Here is a 24,424-nt window from a genome sequence, read left to right as displayed (position 1 = left end):
CGCGGAGCAACTTGTGATGCTGATAATCTGTTGACTAGCAGTCTGACTCCACAAGCACCCACACGAATTGCTTGATTCAGTTGTTAAAGAGCGGTTGGCTGAGCCTTTCATCTCAACCGAGGCGCGCATTCTACAGCGCCCCGTGTATCTGTCAAGCGGTTATTTTAAGAAGTTTTCAAAGTTTCGCTTCGGAAACCTCAACAACTTCAACCACTTGCGCTTCCGATCTCTCGTTAGCGGGAGGCGAATTCTACAGCGTTACTCGCTGCTGTCAACACCTCTTTTTCACCGCTTTCGACCGAGAAGATCGAACCGCACATAGAGCCAAACAACACCGCTCTACCTGCTCCTTCCGGACTTCGATGAACTGAAGCCCTGCGCCTTCGAAACCTACTTAACTCGTTGAATCTCAAGGAGTTTTCCGTTTCGACTGCGCCGGAAGTGGGGCGAATTATAGACTTCCAGAATCTGCCGTCAACCCTTAATTTCGCTTTATTCAGATTTCAGCGTAATACGTGCGAAAGCTTTCTTACCGGCCTGGCATACATGAGTAGAACCCAGCTCATATATATAGGTGCGATCCACAACCTCACCATCTATACGCACACCACCGGACCCCAGGAGATCTCGAGCCACCGCCGCATTCTTGACCAAGCCAGCCTTATTAAGGACCGCGGCAATTGGCATGCTCTCGACAGCAGTCAACTCGATCTCTGGCAGATCATCCGGCAGCTCGCCATCCTTCATACGATTACCCGCCGCACGATGAGCACTGGCCGCAGCCTCCTCACCATGGAAACGCGCAACGATCTCTTCAGCCAGCTTGATCTTGATGTCCCGCGGATTGGCCCCAGCCTCTACATCCGCACGGAATGCATTGATCTCATCCATGGACCGGAAGCTCAACAACTCGAAGTAACGCCACATCAGCACATCAGGAATGGAGACCAGCTTGCTGTACATGACGCCCGGCGCCTCCTGGATGCCCACGTAGTTGCCCAACGACTTGGACATCTTCTTCACGCCATCCAGACCTTCCAGCAATGGCATGGTCAGGATGCACTGCGCCTCCTGACCATAACCACGCTGCAGCTCACGCCCCATCAACAGGTTGAACTTCTGGTCGGTACCGCCAAGCTCAACATCTGCGCGCAAGGCGACCGAGTCATAACCCTGAACAAGCGGATAGAGGAACTCATGGATGGCGATTGGCTGATTGGTCGTATAGCGCTTGTCGAAATCATCGCGCTCGAGCATGCGAGCCACGGTGTACTGGGACGTCAGGCGAATGAAATCCGCCGGTCCCATCTGATCCATCCAAGTGGAGTTGAATGCCACTTCGGTCTTGGCCGGATCAAGAATCTTGAAAACCTGAGTCTTGTAGGTCTCGGCATTATCGAGAACCTGCTCGCGAGTCAGAGGTGGGCGCGTCGCACTCTTCCCGCTCGGATCACCGATCATGCCGGTGAAGTCCCCGATAAGGAAGATGACCTGGTGCCCCAGATCCTGGAACTGGCGCAGCTTATTAATAAGCACGGTATGACCCAGGTGCAGATCGGGCGCCGTCGGATCGAAGCCAGCCTTGATACGCAGCGGCTGCCCGCGCTTGAGCTTTTCGATCAGCTCGGACTCGACCAACAGTTCTTCCGCACCACGTTTGATCAGCGCTAGCTGCTCTTCAACCGACTTCATAACAGACCCGTAAGGCTCAGATTCAAAGGGCCCCAACCATACAAGATCGCGCACCAAATACAAGGTTTGCCCGGCGCACGGACGCCAATCCACAGAACAGAGCGTTCACGGGCTTGCTTCGCAGGGGTTTTGGTTATATTTTATACAGTTATTTCATCTTCATCATGTCATTCATCTTTTCCAATTCATCTTTTCAAAAGTCAAAATTACTTATGACCACAGAACCGTCTAAAGCGCCGCCGCTTTACCCAAAGACCCACCTGCTTGCCGCCAGTGGCATCGCAGCCCTCCTAAGCCTGGCGCTCCTGGTGTTTCCCTCCAGCGATGTTGAAGCCAAAAAGACGACCCTGAGTCTTGAACTGGAAAGCCCTGCTGAACAACTGACACAAGAACAAGACGCCACCGAAGCCGTTCAAGCCACAAACGAACCGGCCGCCTCTCCTTTTGCGCAGATTGAAAACAGCCCGGAAGACACTGCCCAGGCCGCCGCTCCGGTAGAAGCGCCTGTCGTGGAGGAAAAGAAAGGACCGGAACATCGCGAAGTGATTGTTGCCAAGGGCGACACGCTTTCCACCCTCTTCGAAAAGGTTGGCCTGCCCTCCACATCGGTTCACGAAATCCTGGCCAGCGACAAGCAAGCCAAGCAATTCACTCAACTGCAACGCGGCCAGAAACTCGAATTCGAACTCAATCCAGACGGACAGCTGAACAATCTGCACACCAAGCTGAGCGACCTGGAAAGCATTACCCTGACCAAAAATGACAAGGGTTATGTATTCAACCGCGTCACCGCCAAGCCTACCGTTCGTTCGGCCTACGTCCATGGTGTCATCAACAGTTCATTGTCCCAGTCCGCTGCGCGCGCCGGCCTTTCCCATAGCCTGACCATGGACATGGCCAGCGTCTTCGGCTACGACATCGACTTCGCCCAGGACATTCGCCAGGGTGACGAATTCGACGTCATCTATGAGCAGAAAGTGGTCAATGGCAAGAGCGTCGGCAACGGCCCGATCCTTTCCGCGCGCTTCACCAACCGCGGCAAGACATACACCGCGGTGCGCTACACCAACAAACAAGGCAACAGCAGCTACTACACCGCCGACGGCAACAGCATGCGCAAGGCATTCATCCGTACACCGGTTGACTTCGCCCGCATCAGCTCGAAGTTCTCCGCCGGCCGCAAGCATCCGATCCTGAACAAGATCCGCGCCCACAAAGGTGTCGACTACGCTGCCCCCCGTGGTACGCCCATCAAGGCGGCCGGCGACGGCAAGGTATTGCTGGCCGGACGTCGCGGCGGTTATGGCAATACCGTGATCATCCAGCACGGCAATACCTATCGCACGCTGTACGGCCACATGCAGGGCTTCGCCAAAGGCGTGAAGACTGGCGGCACCGTCAAGCAAGGCCAGGTGATCGGATACATCGGCACCACCGGGCTGTCCACCGGCCCGCACTTGCACTATGAGTTCCAGGTCAACGGCGTCCATGTCGATCCACTTGGCCAGAAGTTGCCGATGGCCGATCCGATCGCCAAGGGCGAGCGCGCGCGCTTCCTGGCGCAAAGCCAACCCTTGATGGCTCGCATGGATCAAGAGAAAGCCACCATGCTGGCCTCGAGCAAGCGCTAAGCCATGGCGCTCTATGTCGGTGTGATGTCCGGGACCAGCCTGGATGGCTTGGATATCGCACTGATCGAACTGGCCCCGGCAATCGAATTGATTGCCACGCACTACATCCCCATGCCCGCCGCCCTGCGCGCCGAATTACTCGAACTGTGCAGCAGCGGGCCCGATGAAATCGCCCGCTCCGCCATTGCCCAGCAAAGCTGGGTAAAGCTGGCCGCCCAGGGTATCCGTACCCTACTCGACGAACAGAAGCTCAAGCCTGAAGACATCGCGGCGATTGGCAGCCACGGCCAGACCATCCGCCATGAACCAGCCCGTGGGTTTACCGTGCAAATCGGCAATCCGGCCCTGTTGAGCGAATTGACCGGCATCGCCGTCGTCAGCGATTTCCGCAGCCGTGATGTCGCCGCTGGCGGACAAGGCGCCCCACTGGTACCGGCGTTTCACGAAGCACTGTTCGAAGAACGAGCTGGTAATCGTGCCGTGTTGAATATTGGCGGCTTCAGCAATCTCAGCCTGATAGAGCCCGCAAAACCTGTAGCCGGTTTCGACTGTGGTCCAGGCAACGTCTTGCTCGATGCCTGGATACATCAACAACGAGGCGACCCCTTCGACCGTGACGGCCAATGGGCTGCCAGCGGGAAAGTCGAGCCAGCCCTGCTCAAGGCACTGCTCAGCGATCCTTTCTTCGTCACCAAGGGGCCGAAAAGTACCGGCCGTGAGGTATTCAACCTGCCTTGGCTGAGCCGGCATTTGTCGCAGTTGCCAACCTTCGCCCCGCAAGACGTACAGGCGACCTTGCTCGAACTGACCGCCCTGACCATCGTCGAATCACTGCAGCATGCCCAATCGAATACCCAGGAGTTGCTGATTTGCGGCGGTGGCGCGCACAACCAGGCGCTCATGAAGCGCCTGGCTGAGTTGCTGCCGGATACCAAAGTCAGCAGTACGGCGGTGTATGGCGTAGACCCGGACTGGGTCGAAGCCATGGCTTTCGCCTGGCTCGCCCATTGCTGCCTCGAAGGTATCCCAGGCAATCGGCCGAGTGTCACTGGCGCCCGTGGCTTGCGCGTACTCGGCGCCATCTACCCGGCCTGAGATCAGGATTACGGACAAAAAAACGCCGCAGGGCCGTAAGGCACTGCGGCGTTTTTTATTGGAGCTATCTCAGATCGAGAACGAAGAACCGCACCCACAGGTCGTGGTGGCGTTAGGGTTCTTGATCACGAAACGCGACCCTTCCAGACCTTCCTGATAATCCACCTCGGCACCTGCCAGGTACTGGAAGCTCATCGGATCGACCACCAGGCTGACCCCTTCGCGCTCGACGATGGTGTCGTCTTCGGCCACTTCCTCATCGAAAGTGAAGCCATACTGGAAACCGGAACAACCGCCACCCGTAACAAATACGCGCAGCTTCAAACGATCATTGCCCTCTTCATCGACCAGGCTCTTCACCTTGTGCGCAGCACCGTGGGTGAATTGCAAAGCCGTGGGGGTGAAGGTTTCGACGCTCATGCTGAATATCTCCCGGCGCTTACGCCGCCATAATGCGTGATGGCGGGCATTATCCGCTTCTCCTACAAAATCGGTCAACTATTTGAAGAGCAGCGGCAAGCTACAAGTTAAAGGCTGCAAGCTTGTAGCTTAAAGCTTGCAGCTTTTAACTGCCGTTACGGCAACATCCCCGCATGGGACAGGCCCAGGCGCTCATCCAGCCCAAACAGGATGTTCAGGTTCTGCACCGCCTGGCCGGACGCGCCCTTGACCAGGTTATCGATGACCGACAATACCACCACCAGGTCACCGTCCTGTGGGCGATGCACGGCGATCCGGCAAACGTTCGCACCGCGCACGCTACGGGTCTCTGGATGGCTGCCAGCGGGCATTACATCGACAAACGGTTCGTTGGCGTAACGCTTTTCAAACAATGCCTGCAGGTCCACCGAACGATCGACGACGGTCGCATAAAGAGTGGAGTGGATGCCACGAATCATCGGCGTCAGGTGCGGCACGAAGGTCAGGCCGACGTCCTTGCCCGCAGCCCGGCGCAACCCCTGGCGAATTTCCGGCAGGTGGCGATGCCCCTTGACCGCGTACGCCTTCATGCTTTCCGACGTCTCGGAATACAGCGAGCCGACACTGGCGCCACGCCCGGCGCCGCTGACCCCGGATTTGCAGTCGGCAATCAGACGCGAAGTATCGGCAAGACCGGCCTCAAGCAACGGCAAGAAGCCCAACTGTGTCGCGGTCGGATAGCAACCCGGTACGGCGATCAGTCGAGCCTGCTTGATTTTCTCGCGATTGACTTCCGGCAAGCCGTAGACCGCCTCCTCGAGCAACTCCGGCGCACCGTGAGGTTGGCCGTACCATTTGGCCCACTCATCGGCGTCCTGCAGACGGAAGTCCGCCGACAGGTCGATCACCTTGGTCCCGGCGGCCAGCAGTTCACCGGCCAGGGCGTGGGCGACACCGTGGGGCGTGGCGAAGAACACCACATCGCAGGCACCGAGGGTCTTGACGTCCGGAACGCTGAACGCCAGGCCGTCGTAATGGCCGCGCAGGTTCGGATACATGTCGGCGACGGCCAGGCCGGCCTCGGATCGGGAGGTGATGACCACCACCTCAGCCTGCGGATGCTGTGCCAGAAGACGCAGCAGTTCGACACCGGTGTAACCCGTGCCGCCGACGATACCGACCTTGACCATAAACCTGCCCTCAACGAACCCACTGGAAAGCCGTCGATGATAGGGGCCGCAGGGCGTGGCGACAACCGTCAAGGTGACGTGTGGCCGCTCTAACCTCTACTATCGAGCTACCGTGAATCGAGGAATAACTAAAAATGCTCTATCTGTGGCTCAAAGCACTTCACATTGTCAGCATGGTCTGCTGGTTCGCCGGCCTGTTCTACCTGCCTCGCCTGTTTGTCTATCACGCCCAAAGCGAAGACAGCGTCAGCAAAGAGCGCTTCAGCGTCATGGAGCGCAAGCTGTACCGCGGCATCATGGGCCCGGCGATGATTGCCACCTTGGTATTCGGCATCTGGTTGCTCAGCCTCAATGCCGGCGCCTACTTCACCCAGGGAGGCTGGATGCACGCCAAGTTGACCCTGGTCGTGCTGCTGATCGGCTACCACCATATGTGCGGCGCCCAGGTAAAACGCTTCGCCCGTGGCGAAAACACCCGCAGCCATGTCTTTTATCGCTGGTTCAATGAAGTGCCGGTTCTGATATTGCTGGCTATCGTAATTCTGGTCGTCGTCCGACCGTTCTAACCTCCAATCAGCATCCATTATCCGGGGTCCTTCCAATGTCGTTGCCCGCACTGCTTGAACAACGCTTGCGACTGCCCGTTGTGGCGGCGCCAATGTTCCTGATTTCCACTCCACAACTGGTGCTGGCCTGCTGCCGCAATGGCATTGTCGGCAGCTTTCCGGCGTTGAACCAGCGCGAAAGCAGCGGCTTCAAGGCCTGGCTGGAAGAAATCGAAGCCGGCTTGGCAACCCTGGAAAACCCGGCGCCCTACGCGGTAAACCTGATTGTCCATCACAGCAATCCGCGACTTCAGGCCGACCTGGCCATCTGCATCGAACACAAGGTGCCGATTGTCATCACCAGCCTGGGGGCGGTGAAAGAGCTGGTGGACGCGGTTCACGGTTACGGCGGCCTGGTGTTCCATGACGTGACGACCCGACGGCATGCCGAGAAAGCCGCCGAAGCCGGTGTCGATGGCTTGATCGCCGTTGCTGCTGGCGCAGGTGGGCACGCCGGGACCTGGAGCCCGTTTTCACTGATTGCCGAGATCCGGCAGTTTTTCGATAAGACCCTGCTGCTGGCAGGATGCCTGAACCACGGCCATCAGATCTTGGCCGCACAATTGCTCGGCGCGGATCTGGCCTACTTCGGTACGCGCTTTATCGGTACGAGCGAAAGCCACGCACCTGACGCTTATAAAGAGATGTTGCTCACATCCAGAGCCGCAGACATCGTGCATACTCCCGCTGTATCCGGGGTACCGGCCAGTTTCATGCGCCAGAGCCTGGAGAACGCCGGTTTCGATCTGGCCGCCCTGCAGAACAAAGGCCAGGTGGATTTCGGCTCGAAACTCAAACCGCTGAACGATGAAGCCAAGGCCTGGAAAACCGTATGGTCCGCTGGCCAGGGCGTGGGTGAAATCGATGATTTGCCCAGCGTCGATCAGTTGGTGGCACGCCTGGATGAAGAATACCGTCAGGCACAAGCCCGGGCGACGCAGCTTGGCGGGCAATGGCCCCGCTGAATCAGCCTGAACAAAACAACTCATCAACTTTTAGAGACAAGGATGCCAGGCATGAGCGAAACCCGTTTCAACATCGTATTCGACGGCGGCCTGATGCCGGGCGTCGATACCACCACCGCCAAGCTCAACCTCGCCGAGCTGTTCAAAAGCGATGTCAGCGCCATTGAACGGCTGTTCACCGGTCGCAAGGTAGCCCTCAAAAGCAACCTGTCCCAGAGTGAGGCGCAGCAGTACCTGGAAGCGCTCAACAAGAGCGGAATCGATGCCAGGATCGAAGCCGAACCCGTCGTCCAATTGAACCTTGGCGAGGTACAGGAGGCACCACGGCAACCGAGTGGACGCCATCCCGATTCGATCGTCGAGCCCGTCTCGCCATACGCGCCTCCCCGCGCGGAAGTCGGTGAAGCGCTTGCCGAGTACGGCACACTCAAGCCCTTCAGCTTCGACGGGCGTATCGGCCGTCTACGCTACCTGGCCTGGACCATGGTATTGACCCTGGCCCTACTGCCCTTGGTCGGCATAGGCTTCTGGCTGTCCACGGCCTGGCTGCTGGCTTCCGACTCGGTCGCGGGCCTCATCGTCGGCGGCCTGCTCGCCGCAGTCGTCGTCCTTGCCTTTGCCTTCGTGAGCATCCAGTTCAACGTCCAGCGCCTGCATGATCTCGGCTGGTCGGGGTGGCTGTGGCTGATCAACCTGGTTCCATTCGTGGGCAGCATCTTCCCCTTCATCCTCATCATCGCTCCGGGCAATACCGGCGCAAACCAGTACGGTCCTCCGCCGCCGCGCAATACCACAGCGGTCAAATTGCTGGCCTCGCTCTGGCTGGTGATGATCGTCCTGATTTTCATGGCCACCTTTGCCGGCATCTTCGGGGCCCTTCAGGAGGACTACGACAGCAGCAGCCTGAGCAGCTATGAAAGCAGTGAATACAGCAATGAAGCCTCTGAAGAACCCGCCGTCGAAGCAGCCGAGCCCGCTTCACCTTCTGTAGACTATGAAGAAGAGGAACAATAAGCACGCTTCATGCCGGTGACAGCCCAGTCGACTGGCGGCGGGCTGTTGCGATGGAGAACTGCATGACCCGTTACGCACTGATCACCGGCGCTTCCAGCGGTATCGGCCTGGCCATGGCCGAAGCGCTGGCCCGGCGCGGCCGCAATCTGATATTGGTGGCTCGACAGCGTGATCGGCTGGAAAGTATTGCAATCGAACTGACTCAGCGGTTTGGCGTGGAAGTATTGTTCCGGGCCTGTGACCTGGGCGAACCGCTGAGGCTTTCAGGCTTTCTGCTGGAACTGGAGGAAGGCGAGCGGCAGATCGATCTGCTTGTCAATTGTGCCGGCATCGGCACCAGCGGGCCGTTCCTGGGCCAGGACTGGATGACCGAGCAGGACCTGATCGAAGTCAACATCCTCGCCCTGACACGGCTTTGTCACGCCATCGGTAATAGCATGGCGCTGCTCGGCGGCGGGCAGATCCTCAACGTTGCCTCGATCGCCGCATTCCAACCCGGCCCCTGGATGAGTACTTACTACGCCAGCAAGGCCTATGTACTGCACTTCTCCGAAGCCCTGCGAGTTGAACTGAAAAAATGCGCGATCAAGGTCTCGGTGCTTTGCCCTGGCCCGACCCGGACCGGCTTTTTCGCCAGGGCGCAGATGGACGAACAGAAACTCATCGACAGCAAGTGGCTGATGAGCCCGGAGGAAGTTGCCCTGTACGCCGTACGCGCACTGGACAAGAACCGCGCCATCATCATTCCCGGACGCCGCAATCGCTGGCTGGCCGCACTGCCACGATTGGGGTCGCGATGGCTGGTGCGGAGCATCGCCGGCATGATCAACAAGGCTTATTGCCCGCGCTGATCCCTTCACGTTGAACAACCAGGCGCCTCAACCGGAGCCTTCATGACATCGGACCTCGACGAACCCAATGGAGAAAACAGCTGTGGATACCCTGTTTACCAAGATCATCAACCGGGAAATCCCGGCAAAGATCATCTACGAGGATGACCAGGTACTGGCCTTCCACGACATCGCCCCGCAGGCACCCGTGCATTTTTTGGTCATTCCGAAAAAACCGATCCGTACGCTCAATGACCTCACCGAAGAAGACAAGGGCCTGGCCGGGCACATTCTGTTCACTGCCCAGCGCCTGGCGCTGGAGTTGGGCTGTGAAGAAGGTTTTCGCGTGGTGATGAATTGCAATGAACTGGGTGGGCAGACGGTCTATCACATTCATATGCATGTGCTGGGTCAGCGCCAGATGCACTGGCCGCCGGGCTGATACCCCTGACCCAACGCAAATCTTCGGCGGCCGATTGGGTTAAACTGGCCGCTGTGATTTTTCCCGGAGGTAAGCATGACTACCCAACGTCACTACTCGCCGATTGACCGTCTGTTGCTGCAAGCCGATACCGCGATGCGCACGCTGCTGCCCTTCAGTGGCCAGCCGTACCGCCCATCACCGGCTATCGTGCAGCCGGACGCGCAACTGAGTGACGAGCAAACCCGCCACGTCGCCGGACTGATGCGTATCAACCACACCGGCGAAGTCTGTGCCCAGGCGCTGTATCAGGGCCAGGCGCTGACAGCGAAGCTGCCCCAGGTGCGTGAGGCAATGGAACACGCCGCCGAGGAAGAAATCGACCATCTGGTCTGGTGTGAACAACGAATTCGCCAGTTGGGCAGCCACACCAGCATCCTGAACCCGCTGTTCTATGGGATGTCATTCGGGATCGGCGCCGTCGCCGGCCTGATCAGCGATAAAGTCAGCCTCGGCTTCGTTGCCGCGACCGAGCATCAGGTGTGCAAGCACTTGAACGAACACCTGGAGCAACTGCCGGCCGAGGATGAAAAGTCCCGGGCGATCCTCGAGCAGATGCGCGTGGATGAAGAACACCATGCCGAAAGTGCGCTTGACGCCGGCGGCTTCCGTTTTCCGGCGCCGGTGAAGTTCGGCATGAGCCTGCTGGCCAAGGTCATGACCAAGAGCACTTATCGAATTTGACGCCATTGCAACACCAATGAAAAAGGCGACTTCCAGCGGTAGTCGCCTTTTTCAATAGCTCAGGATTTCAACGCGGCAAGTTGCGGGCTTCGCCATCGAGATCGATTCAACCCAATTCGATGATTTCATAATCGTGGGTGATTTCGACGCCGGCGGCGCCGAGCATGATCGAAGCCGAGCAGTATTTCTCGGCGGACAGCTCAATGGCCCGCTTGACCTGGGCTTCCTTCAGGGCTCGCCCCTTCACCACGAAATGCATGTGGATCTTGGTAAATACTTTTGGATCTTCGGTGGCACGCTCCGCTTCCAGGAACGCTTCGCAGCTTTCGACGGCCTGGCGGGACTTTTTAAGAATGCTGACCACGTCGAAATTGCTGCACCCGCCGACGCCCAACAGGAGCATTTCCATCGGCCGAACACCCAGGTTCCGACCACCGGCCTCTGGCGGGCCGTCCATGACGACCACATGACCACTGCCTGACTCACCGAGGAACATGGCTTCGCCAGCCCATTGGATGCGTGCCTTCATCGCCAAGACTCCACTGTTAAAAAAGGGTCGCCAGCTTAGCACAGCGCTTCGCCATGACCGCTCTTCGTCTTAGGAGCCCCGTCCTGTCGGCCTGTAGGTAAATTCTCAAATCTATTAAGGACGCCTCTGTTAAGCTGGCGCCAACTCGCTGGCGTATGGCCAGCTTTTAGCGATAGCTATTCGCCTTCATAAAAAAAACCAAACCACCACACCGCGCAGTCTTTCGGGATACAACCATGGTTGCCATTACTCCCACGTTCAAGATCAAGAATCTCGACAAGCTTTTGATGCATTGCCAGCGCCGCCGCTACCCAGCCAAGCACAACATCATTTGTGCGGGAGATCGTTCCGAGACGCTGTTTTTCATCATCAAGGGCTCGGTCACTATCCTGATAGAAGATGATGACGGTCGGGAAATGATCATCGCCTACCTCAATTCCGGAGATTTTTTCGGTGAGCTGGGCTTGTTCGAACAGGCGGGCAAGGAACAGGAACGCAGTGCCTGGGTGCGAACCAAGATTGAATGTGAAGTTGCGGAAATCAGCTACGCCAAATTCCGAGAACTGTCCCTGCAAGACCCGGACATTCTTTACGTCCTCAGCGGACAAATCGCACAGCGCCTGCGCAATACCACCCGCAAGGTCGGCGATCTCGCATTTTTCGACGTCACCGGACGTGTCGCACGTTGTCTGTTGGAGCTGTGCAAGCAGCCCGATGCCATGACCCACCCGGACGGCATGCAGATCAAGGTGACCCGCCAGGAGATTGGCCGGATTGTCGGTTGCTCGCGTGAAATGGTCGGTCGCGTACTCAAGGACCTGGAAGAGCGCAACCTGGTCAACGTCAAAGGCAAGACCATGGTGGTGTTCGGAACGCGTTAAGCCCCCAGCAGTTGGGTCTGTAATTCCCGGTACAGCGCCTCGAGTCGCTCCAGTGCGTGAGGCGCCGGGAATTTTTCACGCAAGGCAATGTGGCTCTCTGCACGCACTCGCTGCTCCAGGCCACAGGCCTCATTGAAGCGATTGACTGCCGCGACCATGGACTCGCGCTCGTTCTCCAGCAAAAGCGCGCCATGCACCAGACCCACCGGACGTTGCCCCCCCTTGCTTTGGCGCCAGCGCTGAGCGGTGCCGACCATTTTCCGGCCGTCGAGGTTGACGTTGAAGCGCCCGTCGCAAAAAGCCCCGTCCACTTCTCCCAGCGAAGCCACCCCGCCCAATTCATCCAACAATTGGCAGATAGGGTCGCACAACCGGCGATATCCGGTTTCGATGCGGCCGTGGTCGCCTTCGCTGCGCGGTGGCGCGTAGACCAGGGCGATATTGACGGTAGCGGCCGATTGCGGCACCGGCTCACCACCGGTTTCACGCAGCAGGACTGGCCAGCCTTGGGCGGCCGATACTTCACTGGCGTGTTCAAACCCCGGCAGCCGACTCAAGCGGCGCGGCATGACCAGCGCGCGGTCATTGGGCTGCCAGAACAGCAGGCCGAACTCGGCGTCGCCCGCGCAGATACTGGCCAACAGATCCTGTTCGGCTTGCAGGCCAGCTTCGACGGTAAGGGAAATCACAGGCGACATGGATCAGTCCAGCGTCGAGCCGCTCACCGGCAGGCCTCGTTCAGGAAAGAACAGTCGCTGCAGTTCAGTACCCGGGTTCTCGGCCCGCATGAACGCCTCGCCCACCAGGAACGAGTACACGTCGCTGACTTCCATCAACTCGACATCGGCCCGGTTGAGGATTCCGCTTTCGGTGATGACCAAGCGATCACGCGGGATGCGAGGCAACAGGTCCAGGGTGGTTTCCAGGCTGACTTCAAACGTGTGCAGGTTGCGGTTGTTTACGCCGACCAGTTTGGTATCGAGGGTTTTCAGGGCTCGCTCCAACTCGTCGCCATCATGGACTTCCACCAGGACATCCAGCCCGACACTCTTGGCCACGGCCGCCAGTTCGGCCATTTTCACGTCATCCAGGGCAGAGACGATCAACAGCACGCAATCGGCGCCCAGCGCACGCGCCTCGACGATCTGGTACGGGTCGATCATGAAATCCTTGCGGATCACCGGCAACTTGCACGCCGCCCGCGCCTGCTTCAGGTAGTCATCGGCCCCTTGGAAAAAGTCGACGTCGGTCAGCACCGAGAGGCACGTCGCACCGCCTTTCTCATAGCTCCGTGCGATGTCGGCCGGAACGAAGTGTTCACGAATCACGCCTTTGCTGGGAGAGGCCTTCTTGATTTCGGCAATGACCGCCGGCTGTTTTTTCTTGGCCTGATCGATCAGCGCCTTGGCAAAACCGCGCGGCGCATCCGCTGAACGCGCCAGGTTTTCCAGCTCGGCCAGACTGACACGCGCGCGGCGCTCAGCCACTTCCTGGGCCTTGCGAGCCAGGATGTTTTCCAGAACCGTTGGCACGCTCATCCTTCGTTCTCCACTTTGAATACGGCGGTAAATGCACCCAACTCTTCGAGTTTCTCCCTGGCCAGGCCAGTGTGCAGTGCGTCATGGGCCAGTTCCACGCCTTGCTTGAGGCTGCTGGCGTGGTCGGCGGCGTACAACGCAGCACCGGCATTGAGCACGATCATCTCGGCGGCTTTCTGGCCATTCTCGGTCTTGCGGCGCCCCAGGGCATCGCGGATCAGCTCCAGCGACTGGGCCGGGCCATCGACCGCCAGGCCATGCAAGCTCTGGCTTTTCATGCCGAGGTCTTCAGGTTCGACCCAATACTCGCTGATCTGATCATTTTTTAGTTCGGCCACGAATGTGGGCGCCGCCAGGCTGAATTCATCCAGGCCATCCTTCGAATGAACCACCAGCACGTGTTTGCTGCCCAGGCGCTGCAGGACTTCGGCCAATGGCCGGCACAACGCCTGGCTGAACACCCCAACCACTTGATGCTTCACGCCGGCCGGATTCGTAAGCGGGCCGAGCATGTTGAACAGCGTACGCAGGCCCAGGTCACGGCGCGGCACGGCGGCGTGTTTCATGGCACGGTGATGGGTCTGGGCAAACATGAAACCAATGCCGACATTGTCGATGCAACGCGCCACTTGAATCGGCGTCAGATTCAGGTAGATGCCGGCGGCCTCCAGCAAATCGGCACTGCCGCTCTTGCCTGAGACCGCGCGGTTGCCATGCTTGGCAACGGTGCACCCGGCCGCCGCGACCACAAACGACGAGGCGGTGGAAACGTTGAAGATATTGGCGCCATCACCACCGGTGCCGACCACATCGACCACACCGTCCAGCGTCTTGAGTTCGACCTTGTCCGCCAGTTCGCGCATCACCGACACGGCGCCGACGATTTCATCGATGCTCTCGCTCTTCATGCGCATGGCCATCATGAACGCACCGATCTGCGCATCCGTGCATTGGCCGGTCATGATCTCGCGCATCACGTCGCGCATCTCGTCGGTGCTCAGGTCGAGATGGCCGACGATACGGCTCAGGGCTGTCTTGATATCCATGAAAAGTCCTTAGCGCGTGCCGCCGGTTTGTTTGAGGAAGTTGGCGAACAGCTCGTGGCCCTGCTCGGTGAGAATAGACTCGGGATGAAATTGCACACCCTCGATGTTCAATGTCTTGTGGCGCAGCCCCATGATTTCATCGACCGAACCGTCTTCAAGCTGGGTCCAGGCCGTCAACTCCAGGCAATCAGGCAGCGTTTCGCGCTTGACGATCAAAGAGTGGTAGCGGGTTACGGTAAGCGGACGATTCAGTCCCTCGAACACGCCCTTGTCCTCGTGGAATACCGGGCTAGTCTTACCGTGCATGACTTGTCGCGCACGCACGACATCGCCACCGAACGCTTGGCCGATCGACTGATGCCCCAGGCAGACGCCCAGGATCGGCAGCTTGCCGGCGAAATACTTGATGGCATCGATGGAAATGCCCGCTTCGGTCGGCGTGCATGGCCCGGGGGAAACCACGATGCGCTCAGGCTTGAGGGCTTCGATTTCGGCGATGGTCAGTTCGTCGTTGCGCACGACCTTGACCTCGGAGCCCAGCTCGCCAAGGTATTGCACAACGTTGTAGGTAAAAGAGTCGTAGTTATCGATCATCAGCAACATGGCTAAGCAACCTATTGAATTCACTGACTTTAAACACAGCCTTCAGAGAGTGACCCGCACGCTGCTGCGCTTGGCGAGGCGGTTGATGCCCCGGCGAAGCGGTTCTACAGCGGGTAAAGAAGGCAAATCGGTACAGGTCCGGCGAAGCCGGCGGAGAATGTTCAGGCGCGCCAACGCCAACGGGCGTGTGCCTTGATCATTTGATCCAGAAGTTTGCTGGCAATCGACACAGGGGAAGTCTCGTTCATACGTTCCGGCACAGTAGCTTAGCTGGGCGGAGCACGCAATATGACCGTTCCCGAAGGGCTTTGAAACAATCGCGACGTTCCGGATAGATGGCAAAATGCCGAAAGTTTTTGGTACTGTCGTTTCGTTTTCTAACAACAAAAAAATAAAAACGGATTTTCCCATGATCAAAAAGACGTTGTTCGTACCGATTGCCGGTTGCCTGCTGGCGATGGCCTGCGCCCAGGCGAGCGCCGCCCCCAACCCGTACTCCAAATTCATTGTGTTCGGCGACAGCCTCAACGACGCAGGCCAGTTCGCCGACCCGAATGGCCCACCCGGCTCGACCGAGCGCTATACCAACCGAACCGGTCCGATCTACACGGACGGCAGCGGTGAAGCCTATTCGGCCAACTCCACCCAACTGCTCGGCGGGCGCCTGGGCTATTCCGCCGACGAGACCGCCGCCTCCACCTCGGCGGTCCGCGCCGACCAAGGGCTGGCAGACGGCAATAACTGGGCGGTGGGCGGTTATCGTACCGACCAGATCCTCGAATCGATCACCGGTGTATCCGACACCGGCGAGCGCAGCCGTCCCGGCTACCTGCAGTCCAATGGCCTGCGGGCCGATCCGAATGCGCTGTATTACCTTTCCGGTGGCGGTAACGACTTCCTTCAAGGCCGGGTATTGAATACCGCGCAAGCGAACGCCGCCGCGGACCGCCTGGCCGACAGTGTCCAGGTGTTGCAAACGGCCGGTGCCCGCTATGTGATGGTCTGGCTGTTGCCCGACCTGGGCCTGACGCCGGCCCTCAACGGCGGCCCCTTGCAGGACACCTTTTCGCAGTTGGGCAATCAGTTCAACCAACAACTGATCACACGCCTGCAAGGCATCGACGCTGAAATCATTCCACTGAACATTCCGCTTTTGCTGAAGGAAAGCTTCGCCGATCCGGCAAGATTCGGCCTCGCCACCGGGGAGAACCTGACCGCTACCTGCTTCAGCGGCAACGGCTGCACGGAAAACGCCACCTATGGCATCAACAGTGCCACGCCGGATCCCAGCAAGCTGATCTACAACGACGCGGTCCATCCAACCGAAACCGGGCAAAAGTTGATCGCCGACTACGCCTATTCCCTGCTCGCGGCGCCCTGGGAACTGACGTTGCTGCCGGAAATGGCCCACTCGACCCTGCGTGCCCACCAGGATGAGTTGCGCAGCCAGTGGCAATCGGACTGGGAGGACTGGCAGGCGGTCGGCCAGTGGAGAGCCATCGTGGCAGGTGGCGGCCAGCACTTGGACATGGACAGCCAGGGCAGCGGCGCCAGCGCCGACGGCAGCGGCTACAGCCTCAACGTCGGCGGCAGCTATCGCCTCAACGAGGCTTGGCGCATAGGTGTCGCCGCCGGTCTCTACCGCCAGGACATGGAAGCAGGCCACGACGACTCGAAGTACAAGCTCAACAGCTACCTGGCCACCGCCTTCGCCCAGTTCCAGCAAAACCGCTGGTGGGCCGATGCGGCACTGACTGGCGGCAAGCTCGACTACGACAGCCTGGAACGCAAGTTCGACCTGGGCGTCAACGAAGCGCAAGAGAAAGGCGACACCGACGGCCATCTCTGGGCATTCAGCACGCGGGTGGGCTACGACATTGCCCAGCCGGGCAGCGAATGGCACCTCTCGCCGTTTATCAGCGCTGACTATGCGAAGGTGGAAGTCGATGGCTACTCGGAAAAGAGCAACCGCTCCACGGCCCTGACCTTCGATGACCAGACCCGCGACTCGAAACGCCTGGGCATTGGCTTGCAGGGCAAATACAACATCACCCGGCAGACCCAGGTGTTTGGCGAATATGCCCACGAGCGCGAGTACGAAGACGACACGCAAAAGGTCAACATCGCCCTCAACAGCCTGCCAGCCAACGACTTCACCCTGGAAGGCTACACGCCACAGAGCCACCTGAACCGCCTGAGCCTGGGGGTCAGCCACAAGTTGACCAACGACTTGGCGCTGCGGGGCGGTTATACATTGCGCAAGGATGATGACCTGACCCAGCAAGGGGTGAGCCTGGGCGTCAGCCTGGACTTCTGATCAAGCTGCCTGAAAGACCTGTGGCAAGGGAGCTTGCCCCGCTGGGCCGTAGGAGCTGTCGAGTGCAACGAGGCTGCGATCTTTCTCCAAACGCTTGAGTCTCAAGCGAAAGATCAAAAGATCGCAGCCTTCGGCAGCTCCTACAACCTAGCGGGGGCGTGCTCCCTCGCCACAGTTGTTGGAGGCCCTCAGTCGTTCGAGGTCTGCTCGGCCAGTGCCACGGCGCGGAACATCGCCCGGCGTTTGTTCAGGGTTTCTTCCCATTCCAATGCCGGCACCGAGTCGGCGACGATGCCGCCGCCGGCCTGCACATGCAGTTCGCCGTTCTTGATGACCGCGGTGCGGATGGCAATGGCGGTGTCCATGTTGCCGTTCCAGGCGAAATAACCCACGGCCCCGCCGTACACCCCCCGCTTGACCGGCTCCAGTTCGTCGATGATTTCCATTGCCCGGATTTTTGGCGCGCCGGACAAGGTGCCCGCCGGCAGGATCGCCCGCAAGGCATCCATGGCCGTCAGCCCGGCCTTCAATTGGCCGGTGACGTTGGAGACGATGTGCATCACGTTGGAATAGCGCTCGATGACCATCTTCTCGGTGAGTTTCACCGAACCAATTTCCGAGACCCGCCCGGTATCGTTGCGCCCCAGGTCGATCAGCATCAGGTGCTCGGCGATTTCCTTGTCGTCCGACAGCAGGTCTTCTTCCAGCGCCTGGTCGGCCTCCTCCGTGGCGCCACGAGGGCGAGTGCCGGCGATCGGTCGCACGGTGATCAGGTTGTCTTCGACCCGCACCAGCACTTCGGGCGAACTGCCGACGACGTGGAAGTCGCCGAAGTTGAAGAAATACATGTAGGGCGTCGGGTTGAAGCAGCGCAGCGCCCGGTAGAGATCGATGGGCGCGGCTTTGAAATCAATGGACATCCGTTGCGACGGCACCACCTGCATGCAGTCGCCGGCGAGGATGTATTCCTTGATGGTATCGACGGCGCGCTCGTAATCGTCCTGGGTGAAACTGGAACGGAACACCGGGTCGGCCGCCGACTGCTTGCTGAAGTCCAGGCCCGGACGCGGCGTGATCGGCTGACGGAGTTTTTCCAACAGCGCCTGCAGGCTTTTCTGACCTTGCTCGTAGGCATCTTCCCGGGACGGGTCGGCCAGGACGATGGCGTGCATCTTGCCGGCGAGGTTATCGAAGACCACGACGGCGTCGGAGACCATCAGCAAGATATCCGGCACGCCCAGGGGATCGGGGTTCGGGCAGGTGCCCAGGCGTTTTTCCACGTAGCGCACGCAGTCGTAGCCAAAATACCCCACCAGGCCACCGTTGAAGCGCGGCAAGCCAGGAATGGTCGGCACGTTGTAGCGGGCCTTGAAGGTTTCGACGAATGCCAGCGGGTCTTCGACGTCGAGGCTTTCGATTTCGACGCCGTCATGGGTCACGCTGATGCGATGGTCATGGACCCGCAGCACCGTACGGCACGGCAGGCCGATGATGGAATAACGGCCCCATTTTTCCCCGCCCTGTACCGATTCGAGCAGGTAGGAGTTGGGCTGGTCGGCCAGCTTGAGGTAGATCGACAGCGGCGTGTCGAAGTCGGCCAGGGTTTCGCAGGCAAGGGGGATGCGGTTGTAGCCGGCAGCGGCTAGACGCAGGAATTCTTCGCGGATCATGGGGTGCCTCGTGGCAAGAGGAGCTGACAGTCAGGTATGCAAACGCGCCGGATAACCGGCCAGGATCACATCAGGCGCGCCAACGCCAGCGGGCCAGGGCCTTCATGACTTTCATCCAGAGTTTGCGAGTGACCACCACGATGGCGTTTCCAGAAGAGGATTGAACAGCGTCGGGCAACGTTATCTCAGCGGCCGGGTCCAGGCAACCGGGAATTAACAGGCGCAAATCATCGATCACCAGCGTCGGAAACTCTTCGGCGATGGGCCGGCCGTGGTTGTAGCCGTAACTCAGCGCCACGCATTTGACCCCTGCCGCCTTGGCCGCCAGCACATCGCTACGCGAGTCGCCGACGAACAAGGATTGGGAGGCCGGGATGTTGGCCATTTTCATCACGAAGAACAGCGCGGCCGGGTCAGGTTTTTTCTGTGGCAAGGTATCGCCGCCGATGATCCAGCGGAAATAGCGGCCGATTTTCATCTGGTCCAGCAGCGGCGCAACGAAGCGTTCCGGCTTGTTGGTGATCAGGGCCATTTCCACGCCCTGCTTCTTCAGCCACTTGAGCGTGGAGCGTACGCCGGGGTAGACCACCGTCAGCTCGTGGTTGCCTTCGTAGGCTTCGTTGAACAGCTCCAGCGCCCGCTCGGCCTCGGCGTCATCGACGCCCTGGGCATCGATGTGATTGGCCAGGGCCCGGCGTACCAGCATGGGCGCACCGTTGCCCACCCAGTGACGCACCGAATCAATGCCGGCGGACGGACGCCCGAGCTTGAGCAGCATGCTGTCCACGGCCGCCGCAAGGTCCGGAACCGAATCGACCAATGTGCCATCGAGGTCGAACATCACCAGACGCGGCAAGCTGCCGGGGAACAACTGCTCGAAGCCGCTCATGGGCGCGCCAGGGCCAGTTCGGCGCGCATTTTTGCAATCACCTCGTTGTAGTCGGGGGCGTTGAAGATCGCCGAGCCCGCGACGAACGTGTCGGCGCCGGCCGCGGCGATTTCACGGATATTGTTCACGTTCACGCCGCCGTCGATTTCCAGGCGGATGTCACGCCCCGAGGCATCGATCAGTGCCCGGGCTTCGCGCAACTTGTCGAGGGTGCCCGGGATGAACTTCTGGCCGCCGAAGCCAGGGTTGACGCTCATCAGCAGGATCATGTCGACCTTGTCCATCACGTACTTGAGCACGTCCAGGGGCGTCGCCGGGTTGAACACCAGGCCGGCCTTGCAACCGCCCTCGCGGATCAACTGCAGGGAGCGGTCGATGTGCAGCGTGGCTTCAGGGTGGAAGGTAATGTAGGTGGCACCGGCTTCGATGAAGTCACCGACGATGCGGTCCACCGGGCTGACCATCAGGTGCGCGTCGATCGGCGCGGTGATGCCGTACTTGCGCAGCGCCGCGCAGACCATCGGGCCGATGGTCAGGTTGGGTACGTAGTGGTTGTCCATGACATCGAAGTGCACGATGTCGGCCCCGGCGGCCAGAACGTTGTCCACTTCCTCACCCAGGCGGGCGAAGTCGGCGGAGAGAATCGACGGAGCAATAGCGAAGGGCTGCATGACGCACCTGTTTTGAGCGAAATCACGATGGCGCGCATTGTATACCTCAAGATTTGGCGCGCCCACCGTGACCGTCGATCAATACGCCGCGCGGTAGATCTTCTCGATGTCGCTGGCGGTCAGCTTGCGTGGGTTGTTGCGCATCAACCGCTCGATCCCCACGGCCTCCAGGGCCATGGAGGGAATCACGTCCTCGGTCACGCCCAGGCTACTCAGGCCCTGGGGGATTTCCACGGCGGCGCACAAGGCAACCATGGCTTCCACGGCTTCGTCGGCGGCCTCCATATCGCTCAGGTGGCCAGTCCTGATACCCATGGCTTCGGCGATGTCACGCATGCGCTCGACGCACGCCATTTTGTTCCACGCCATGACGTACGGCAGTAACAATGCATTGGCGACGCCGTGAGAAACGTGAAAGCGCCCACCTAATGGATAGGCCAGCGCGTGCACCGCGCCAACCCCGGCATTGCCGAAGGCCATGCCGGCCATCAGGCTGGCCGTGGCCATGTCCTCACGGGCCTGCAGATGGGCGGGGTTGGCATAGGCCTTGGGCAACGCCCGACTGATCAGCTTGACTGCACCGATAGCCAGGGCGTCGGTGATCGGCGACGCATTGAGCGACAGGTAGGCCTCGATGGCATGGACCAGCGCGTCGACACCACTGGACGCCGTTACGCCACGGGGGCACGTGAGGGTCATCTGTGGGCTGACCAGCGCCACGTCCGGCAACAGAAAATCGCTGACGATGCCTTTTTTCAGTTGCGCGGCCTTGTCGGAGAGGATCGCCACGTTGGTGACTTCCGAACCGGTACCGGCTGTGGTGGGGATGGCAATCATGGGCGGGCCTTTGCGCGGCACCTGATCGACGCCGAACATATCTTGCAACTCACCGTGGTACCCGGCATAGACGCCCACGCACTTGGCGATGTCGATGGCACTGCCGCCGCCCAAGCCGATCAGGCCATCATGACCACCGTCGCGGTAGGCTTGCATGCAATCCTCGACGATAGCGATTTCCGGGTCCGGCATGACCCGGTCGAAAATCTCGTAGTCGCGTCCGCCCAGATGTTGCAGGGCCAGCTCCACGGTGCCGGACTGGACCAACGCCGCATCGGTCACGATCAGCGGGTTGTCGACGTCCAGGCGCGTCAACTCGGCGGCCAGTTGCTCGATGGCAGCGGCACCGGTGATCAGTTTATGGGCGATCTTGAATGAGGAAAGACTCATGTGCGCGGCCTCTTGTTCGAGTGTGGGCTGGCACAAGAATAGCTCGGTATTGGGGGTTGTCTGCTATTCAGCTTATGAATACACCGCAACCCCATTGTGGGAGCGGGCTTGCTCGCGAATACGGCGGCACATTCAACATTTATGTCGACTGGCACACCGCATTCGCGAGCAAGCCCGCTCCCACACTGGATCCATGTAAGACGTTATACCTGGGCCGTGCGCAACTTCTCGCTACGCCCACGCAACCACTCCAGGGTCAGCAGCAGGATCACCGAGAAGGCAATCAGCAGCGTCGCCGCCGCGGCGATGGTGGGGCTGAGGTTTTCGCGAATGCCGCTGAACATCTGCCGGGGTAACGTTGCCTGCTCGGGACCGGCCAGGAACAGGGTCACCACCACTTCATCGAACGACGTCGCGAAAGCGAACAGGGCCCCGGAGATCACGCCCGGGGCGATCAACGGCAGGGTAACCCGACGAAACGCCGTCAGGGGCGAAGCCCCGAGGCTGGCGGCGGCGCGGACCAGGTTGTGATTGAACCCCTGCAAGGTCGCCGACACCGTGATGATGACGAACGGTACACCCAGTACGGCATGGACCACGATCAGCGAGAGGAAACTGTTGCCCAACCCCAGCGGTGCGAAGAACAGATAGCTGGCCACACCGATGATTACCACCGGCACCACCATGGGCGAAATCACCAGGGCCATCACCAGCGCCTTGCCCGGGAAGTCACCACGGGTCAGCCCGATGGCCGCCAGCGTGCCAAAGATCATCGCCAGCAACGTCGCCGCCGGCGCCACGATGATGCTGTTTTTCAGCGCCCGCATCCATTCGGCCGAGGCGAAGAAATCGTGGTACCACTGCAGCGAGAAACCTTGCAACGGGTACACCAGGAAACTGCCGGAGTTGAACGACAGCGGAATGATCACCAGCACCGGCAGGATCAGGAACAACAGGATCAGCCCGCAGAGCGTGCGCAAGGTGTAGAACCACACCCGTTCGACGGGAGACATGTAAGGACTCAGCATTTCGATCTCCCCTTAGCTCAGGCGCAGGCGACTGGCGCCCACCAGCCGGTTGTAAATCAGGTAAAGCACGACGGTCGCCAGCAACAGCAGCCCGCCGAGCGCCGTGGCCATGCCCCAGTTGATACTGGTGTTGGTGTAGAACGCGACGAAATAGCTGACCATCTGGTCGTTCGGGCTGCCCAGCAGCGCCGGCGTGATGTAGTAGCCGATGGCAAGAATGAACACCAACAGGCAACCGGCGCCGACACCGGCATAGGTCTGCGGGAAATACACCCGCCAGAAACTGGCGAACGGATGGCAGCCCAGGGAAATCGCCGCCCGCATGTAGGTGGGCGAGATGCCCTTCATCACGCTGTAGATCGGCAGGATCATGAATGGCAGCAGGATATGGACCATGGAGATATAGACTCCGGTGCGGTTGAACACCAACTCCAGGGGCTTATCGATGATGCCCATGGCCATCAGGCCACTGTTGATCAGGCCGCCCGACTGCAGCAGCACGATCCACGCTGCGACTCGCACCAGGATCGAGGTCCAGAACGGTAGCAACACGAGGATCATCAACAGGTTGCTTTGGCGCGACGGCAGGTTTGCCAGCAGGTAGGCCAGCGGATAGGCCAGCACCAGGCAGATCGCGGTGATGACCAGGCCCATCCAGAACGTACGGGTGAAAATATCCAGGTAAATCGCCTGGTCGGGAGTCGCCGGGGCCAGTTCCCCCAGGTCATCGATGCGATGGTCGACAGCCGCCAGCAGGTAATACGGGGTGACGTTGCTGGTGTTGCGGCGAACCACCTGCCAGTACGCCGGGTCACCCCAACGCTCATCGAGGTTTTCCATGGCTTCTTTATAGGAAGCCGGCTCGGTGGCAAACGGCAACGCCCGAGCAGTCTTGGTCAGCAGGCTGCGATAGCCGGCCAGCTCCATGTTCAGGCGCTTGGACAAGTCGCCCAGGGTCTGATTCTTGCGGGCTTCGGCCAGGTCTTCACTGGCAGCCTTGTACACCGGCTCGCCCGGCAAACCGCGTCCGTCCCAGGCCGCGACGGCAGCGACCGTGCGAGGCATGGCGCCCACCACTTCCGGGTTGCTGACGCTTTTGAACAGCAGCGCCACGATCGGCACCAGGAACACCAGCAACAGAAACAGCACCAGCGGCGCAATCAAGGCCTGGGCCTTCCAGCGGTTGACCCGCTCGGCGCGCTTGAGCCGTTGCTTGAGGGTGGGGCTGGTGCCCGCGTTCAGTGGAACGGCGATGGCCATGGCGAACTCCGCAAATCTTTTTATCGTTACAGGGGCGGTGGGCCGCCTCTGTTCTTTTAAAACCGTGCTCGCTGAACTGATCGTTCCCACGCTCTGCGTGGGCATGCATCCAGTGACGCTCTGCGTCACAGAGGACGCGGAGCGTCCTGGGCGGCATT

The 24,424-nt window shown here is 59.8% G+C and carries 24 protein-coding genes; 10 read left to right on the top strand and 14 right to left on the bottom strand.

The window, feature by feature from the left end; translation table 11 throughout:
* Positions 1-492 precede the first annotated feature (492 nt).
* Complete coding sequence (tyrS, locus tag BLP82_RS15980) at positions 493-1,692, bottom strand: tyrosine--tRNA ligase (protein WP_092169778.1); 1,200 nt, start codon at positions 1,690-1,692, stop codon at positions 493-495.
* Positions 1,693-1,904: 212 nt separating this feature from the next.
* On the opposite strand from tyrS, the gene BLP82_RS15975 reads away from it, so the two are divergent.
* Both BLP82_RS15975 and BLP82_RS15970 read left to right on the top strand, forming a co-directional pair.
* Complete coding sequence (locus BLP82_RS15975) at positions 1,905-3,323, top strand: peptidoglycan DD-metalloendopeptidase family protein (RefSeq protein WP_092169774.1); 1,419 nt, start codon at positions 1,905-1,907, stop codon at positions 3,321-3,323.
* A gap of 3 nt (positions 3,324-3,326) precedes the next feature.
* Positions 3,327-4,418, top strand: a complete 1,092-nt coding sequence (locus BLP82_RS15970) for an anhydro-N-acetylmuramic acid kinase (protein ID WP_092169770.1) — start codon at positions 3,327-3,329, stop codon at positions 4,416-4,418.
* A 69-nt stretch (positions 4,419-4,487) separates the two neighbouring features.
* On the opposite strand, the gene erpA is transcribed toward BLP82_RS15970, so the two are convergent.
* Both erpA and argC read right to left on the bottom strand, forming a co-directional pair.
* The gene (erpA, locus tag BLP82_RS15965; RefSeq protein ID WP_003177727.1) at positions 4,488-4,838 is read right to left on the bottom strand and encodes an iron-sulfur cluster insertion protein ErpA; all 351 of its coding nucleotides are present in this window, start codon (positions 4,836-4,838) and stop codon (positions 4,488-4,490) included.
* A 155-nt stretch (positions 4,839-4,993) separates the two neighbouring features.
* A complete protein-coding gene (argC, locus tag BLP82_RS15960) occupies positions 4,994-6,028 on the bottom strand; it encodes an N-acetyl-gamma-glutamyl-phosphate reductase (protein WP_060740384.1) in 1,035 nt (344 codons plus the stop codon).
* A 134-nt stretch (positions 6,029-6,162) separates the two neighbouring features.
* Here argC and hemJ point away from each other — a divergent pair, with 134 nt between their 5' ends.
* From hemJ to coq7, 6 genes are all read left to right on the top strand, one after another.
* Positions 6,163-6,594 (top strand): protoporphyrinogen oxidase HemJ, encoded by a 432-nt coding sequence (hemJ, locus tag BLP82_RS15955; protein ID WP_003206117.1) that lies wholly within the window; start codon positions 6,163-6,165, stop codon positions 6,592-6,594.
* A gap of 35 nt (positions 6,595-6,629) precedes the next feature.
* Positions 6,630-7,598, top strand: coding sequence for an NAD(P)H-dependent flavin oxidoreductase (locus BLP82_RS15950; protein ID WP_092169766.1), 969 nt, complete (start codon positions 6,630-6,632; stop codon positions 7,596-7,598).
* Between the two features lie 51 nt (positions 7,599-7,649).
* Positions 7,650-8,612: a DUF805 domain-containing protein gene (locus BLP82_RS15945; protein ID WP_092169761.1), complete on the top strand. Its 963-nt coding sequence runs from the start codon at positions 7,650-7,652 to the stop codon at positions 8,610-8,612.
* 62 nt (positions 8,613-8,674) lie between these two features.
* Complete coding sequence (locus BLP82_RS15940) at positions 8,675-9,463, top strand: SDR family NAD(P)-dependent oxidoreductase (protein ID WP_092169758.1); 789 nt, start codon at positions 8,675-8,677, stop codon at positions 9,461-9,463.
* A gap of 82 nt (positions 9,464-9,545) precedes the next feature.
* Entirely contained in the window at positions 9,546-9,884 is a 339-nt protein-coding gene (locus BLP82_RS15935) for a histidine triad nucleotide-binding protein (RefSeq protein WP_072405750.1), read from the top strand.
* Between the two features lie 75 nt (positions 9,885-9,959).
* On the top strand, positions 9,960-10,607 hold the full coding sequence (gene coq7, locus BLP82_RS15930) for a 2-polyprenyl-3-methyl-6-methoxy-1,4-benzoquinone monooxygenase (RefSeq protein WP_092169751.1): 648 nt from the start codon (positions 9,960-9,962) through the stop codon (positions 10,605-10,607).
* A 106-nt stretch (positions 10,608-10,713) separates the two neighbouring features.
* Here the strand turns inward: coq7 and BLP82_RS15925 are convergent, their stop codons facing one another.
* Positions 10,714-11,136 (bottom strand): OsmC family protein, encoded by a 423-nt coding sequence (locus BLP82_RS15925; RefSeq protein ID WP_003206127.1) that lies wholly within the window; start codon positions 11,134-11,136, stop codon positions 10,714-10,716.
* Positions 11,137-11,372: 236 nt separating this feature from the next.
* On the opposite strand from BLP82_RS15925, the gene crp reads away from it, so the two are divergent.
* Positions 11,373-12,017: a cAMP-activated global transcriptional regulator CRP gene (gene crp, locus BLP82_RS15920; protein WP_003206128.1), complete on the top strand. Its 645-nt coding sequence runs from the start codon at positions 11,373-11,375 to the stop codon at positions 12,015-12,017.
* Here crp and BLP82_RS15915 read toward each other — a convergent pair.
* From BLP82_RS15915 to BLP82_RS15900, 4 genes are read right to left on the bottom strand one after another with little or no spacing between them, the layout of a single operon-like run.
* Positions 12,014-12,715, bottom strand: a complete 702-nt coding sequence (locus BLP82_RS15915) for a lipoate--protein ligase family protein (protein ID WP_092169747.1) — start codon at positions 12,713-12,715, stop codon at positions 12,014-12,016. The genes crp and BLP82_RS15915 overlap by 4 nt on opposite strands.
* A gap of 3 nt (positions 12,716-12,718) precedes the next feature.
* The gene (gene trpC / locus BLP82_RS15910; protein WP_092169742.1) at positions 12,719-13,555 is read right to left on the bottom strand and encodes an indole-3-glycerol phosphate synthase TrpC; all 837 of its coding nucleotides are present in this window, start codon (positions 13,553-13,555) and stop codon (positions 12,719-12,721) included.
* Entirely contained in the window at positions 13,552-14,601 is a 1,050-nt protein-coding gene (trpD, locus tag BLP82_RS15905) for an anthranilate phosphoribosyltransferase (RefSeq protein ID WP_092169738.1), read from the bottom strand. Before trpD ends, trpC begins: the two co-directional genes overlap by 4 nt.
* A 9-nt stretch (positions 14,602-14,610) precedes the next feature.
* Positions 14,611-15,204 (bottom strand): aminodeoxychorismate/anthranilate synthase component II, encoded by a 594-nt coding sequence (locus BLP82_RS15900; RefSeq protein ID WP_060740375.1) that lies wholly within the window; start codon positions 15,202-15,204, stop codon positions 14,611-14,613.
* A 409-nt stretch (positions 15,205-15,613) separates the two neighbouring features.
* Between BLP82_RS15900 and estP the strand changes: the two genes are divergently transcribed.
* Positions 15,614-17,521: an esterase EstP gene (gene estP / locus BLP82_RS15895; RefSeq protein ID WP_092169734.1), complete on the top strand. Its 1,908-nt coding sequence runs from the start codon at positions 15,614-15,616 to the stop codon at positions 17,519-17,521.
* A 188-nt stretch (positions 17,522-17,709) separates the two neighbouring features.
* Here estP and trpE read toward each other — a convergent pair whose 3' ends face one another.
* The 6 genes from trpE to BLP82_RS15860 form a co-directional block, all read right to left on the bottom strand.
* Positions 17,710-19,191, bottom strand: a complete 1,482-nt coding sequence (trpE, locus tag BLP82_RS15890) for an anthranilate synthase component I (RefSeq protein WP_092169730.1) — start codon at positions 19,189-19,191, stop codon at positions 17,710-17,712.
* 70 nt (positions 19,192-19,261) lie between these two features.
* Positions 19,262-20,080, bottom strand: a complete 819-nt coding sequence (locus BLP82_RS15885) for a phosphoglycolate phosphatase (protein ID WP_060740372.1) — start codon at positions 20,078-20,080, stop codon at positions 19,262-19,264.
* On the bottom strand, positions 20,077-20,751 hold the full coding sequence (gene rpe / locus BLP82_RS15880; protein WP_092169726.1) for a ribulose-phosphate 3-epimerase: 675 nt from the start codon (positions 20,749-20,751) through the stop codon (positions 20,077-20,079). The genes BLP82_RS15885 and rpe overlap by 4 nt, the downstream gene beginning before the upstream one ends.
* A gap of 78 nt (positions 20,752-20,829) precedes the next feature.
* Positions 20,830-21,978: an iron-containing alcohol dehydrogenase gene (locus tag BLP82_RS15875; RefSeq protein ID WP_092169723.1), complete on the bottom strand. Its 1,149-nt coding sequence runs from the start codon at positions 21,976-21,978 to the stop codon at positions 20,830-20,832.
* A 203-nt stretch (positions 21,979-22,181) separates the two neighbouring features.
* Complete coding sequence (locus BLP82_RS15865; protein WP_092169715.1) at positions 22,182-23,006, bottom strand: ABC transporter permease; 825 nt, start codon at positions 23,004-23,006, stop codon at positions 22,182-22,184.
* Between the two features lie 12 nt (positions 23,007-23,018).
* On the bottom strand, positions 23,019-24,266 hold the full coding sequence (locus tag BLP82_RS15860) for an ABC transporter permease (protein WP_060740368.1): 1,248 nt from the start codon (positions 24,264-24,266) through the stop codon (positions 23,019-23,021).
* Positions 24,267-24,424: the final 158 nt, after the last annotated feature.

The sequence above is a fragment of the Pseudomonas sp. NFACC37-1 genome, from assembly GCF_900101575.1.
Classification (GTDB): domain Bacteria; phylum Pseudomonadota; class Gammaproteobacteria; order Pseudomonadales; family Pseudomonadaceae; genus Aquipseudomonas; species Aquipseudomonas fluorescens_AA.
Note: the sequence above shows the minus strand (reverse complement) of the source record. Positions and strands in the feature narration are given on the sequence as shown.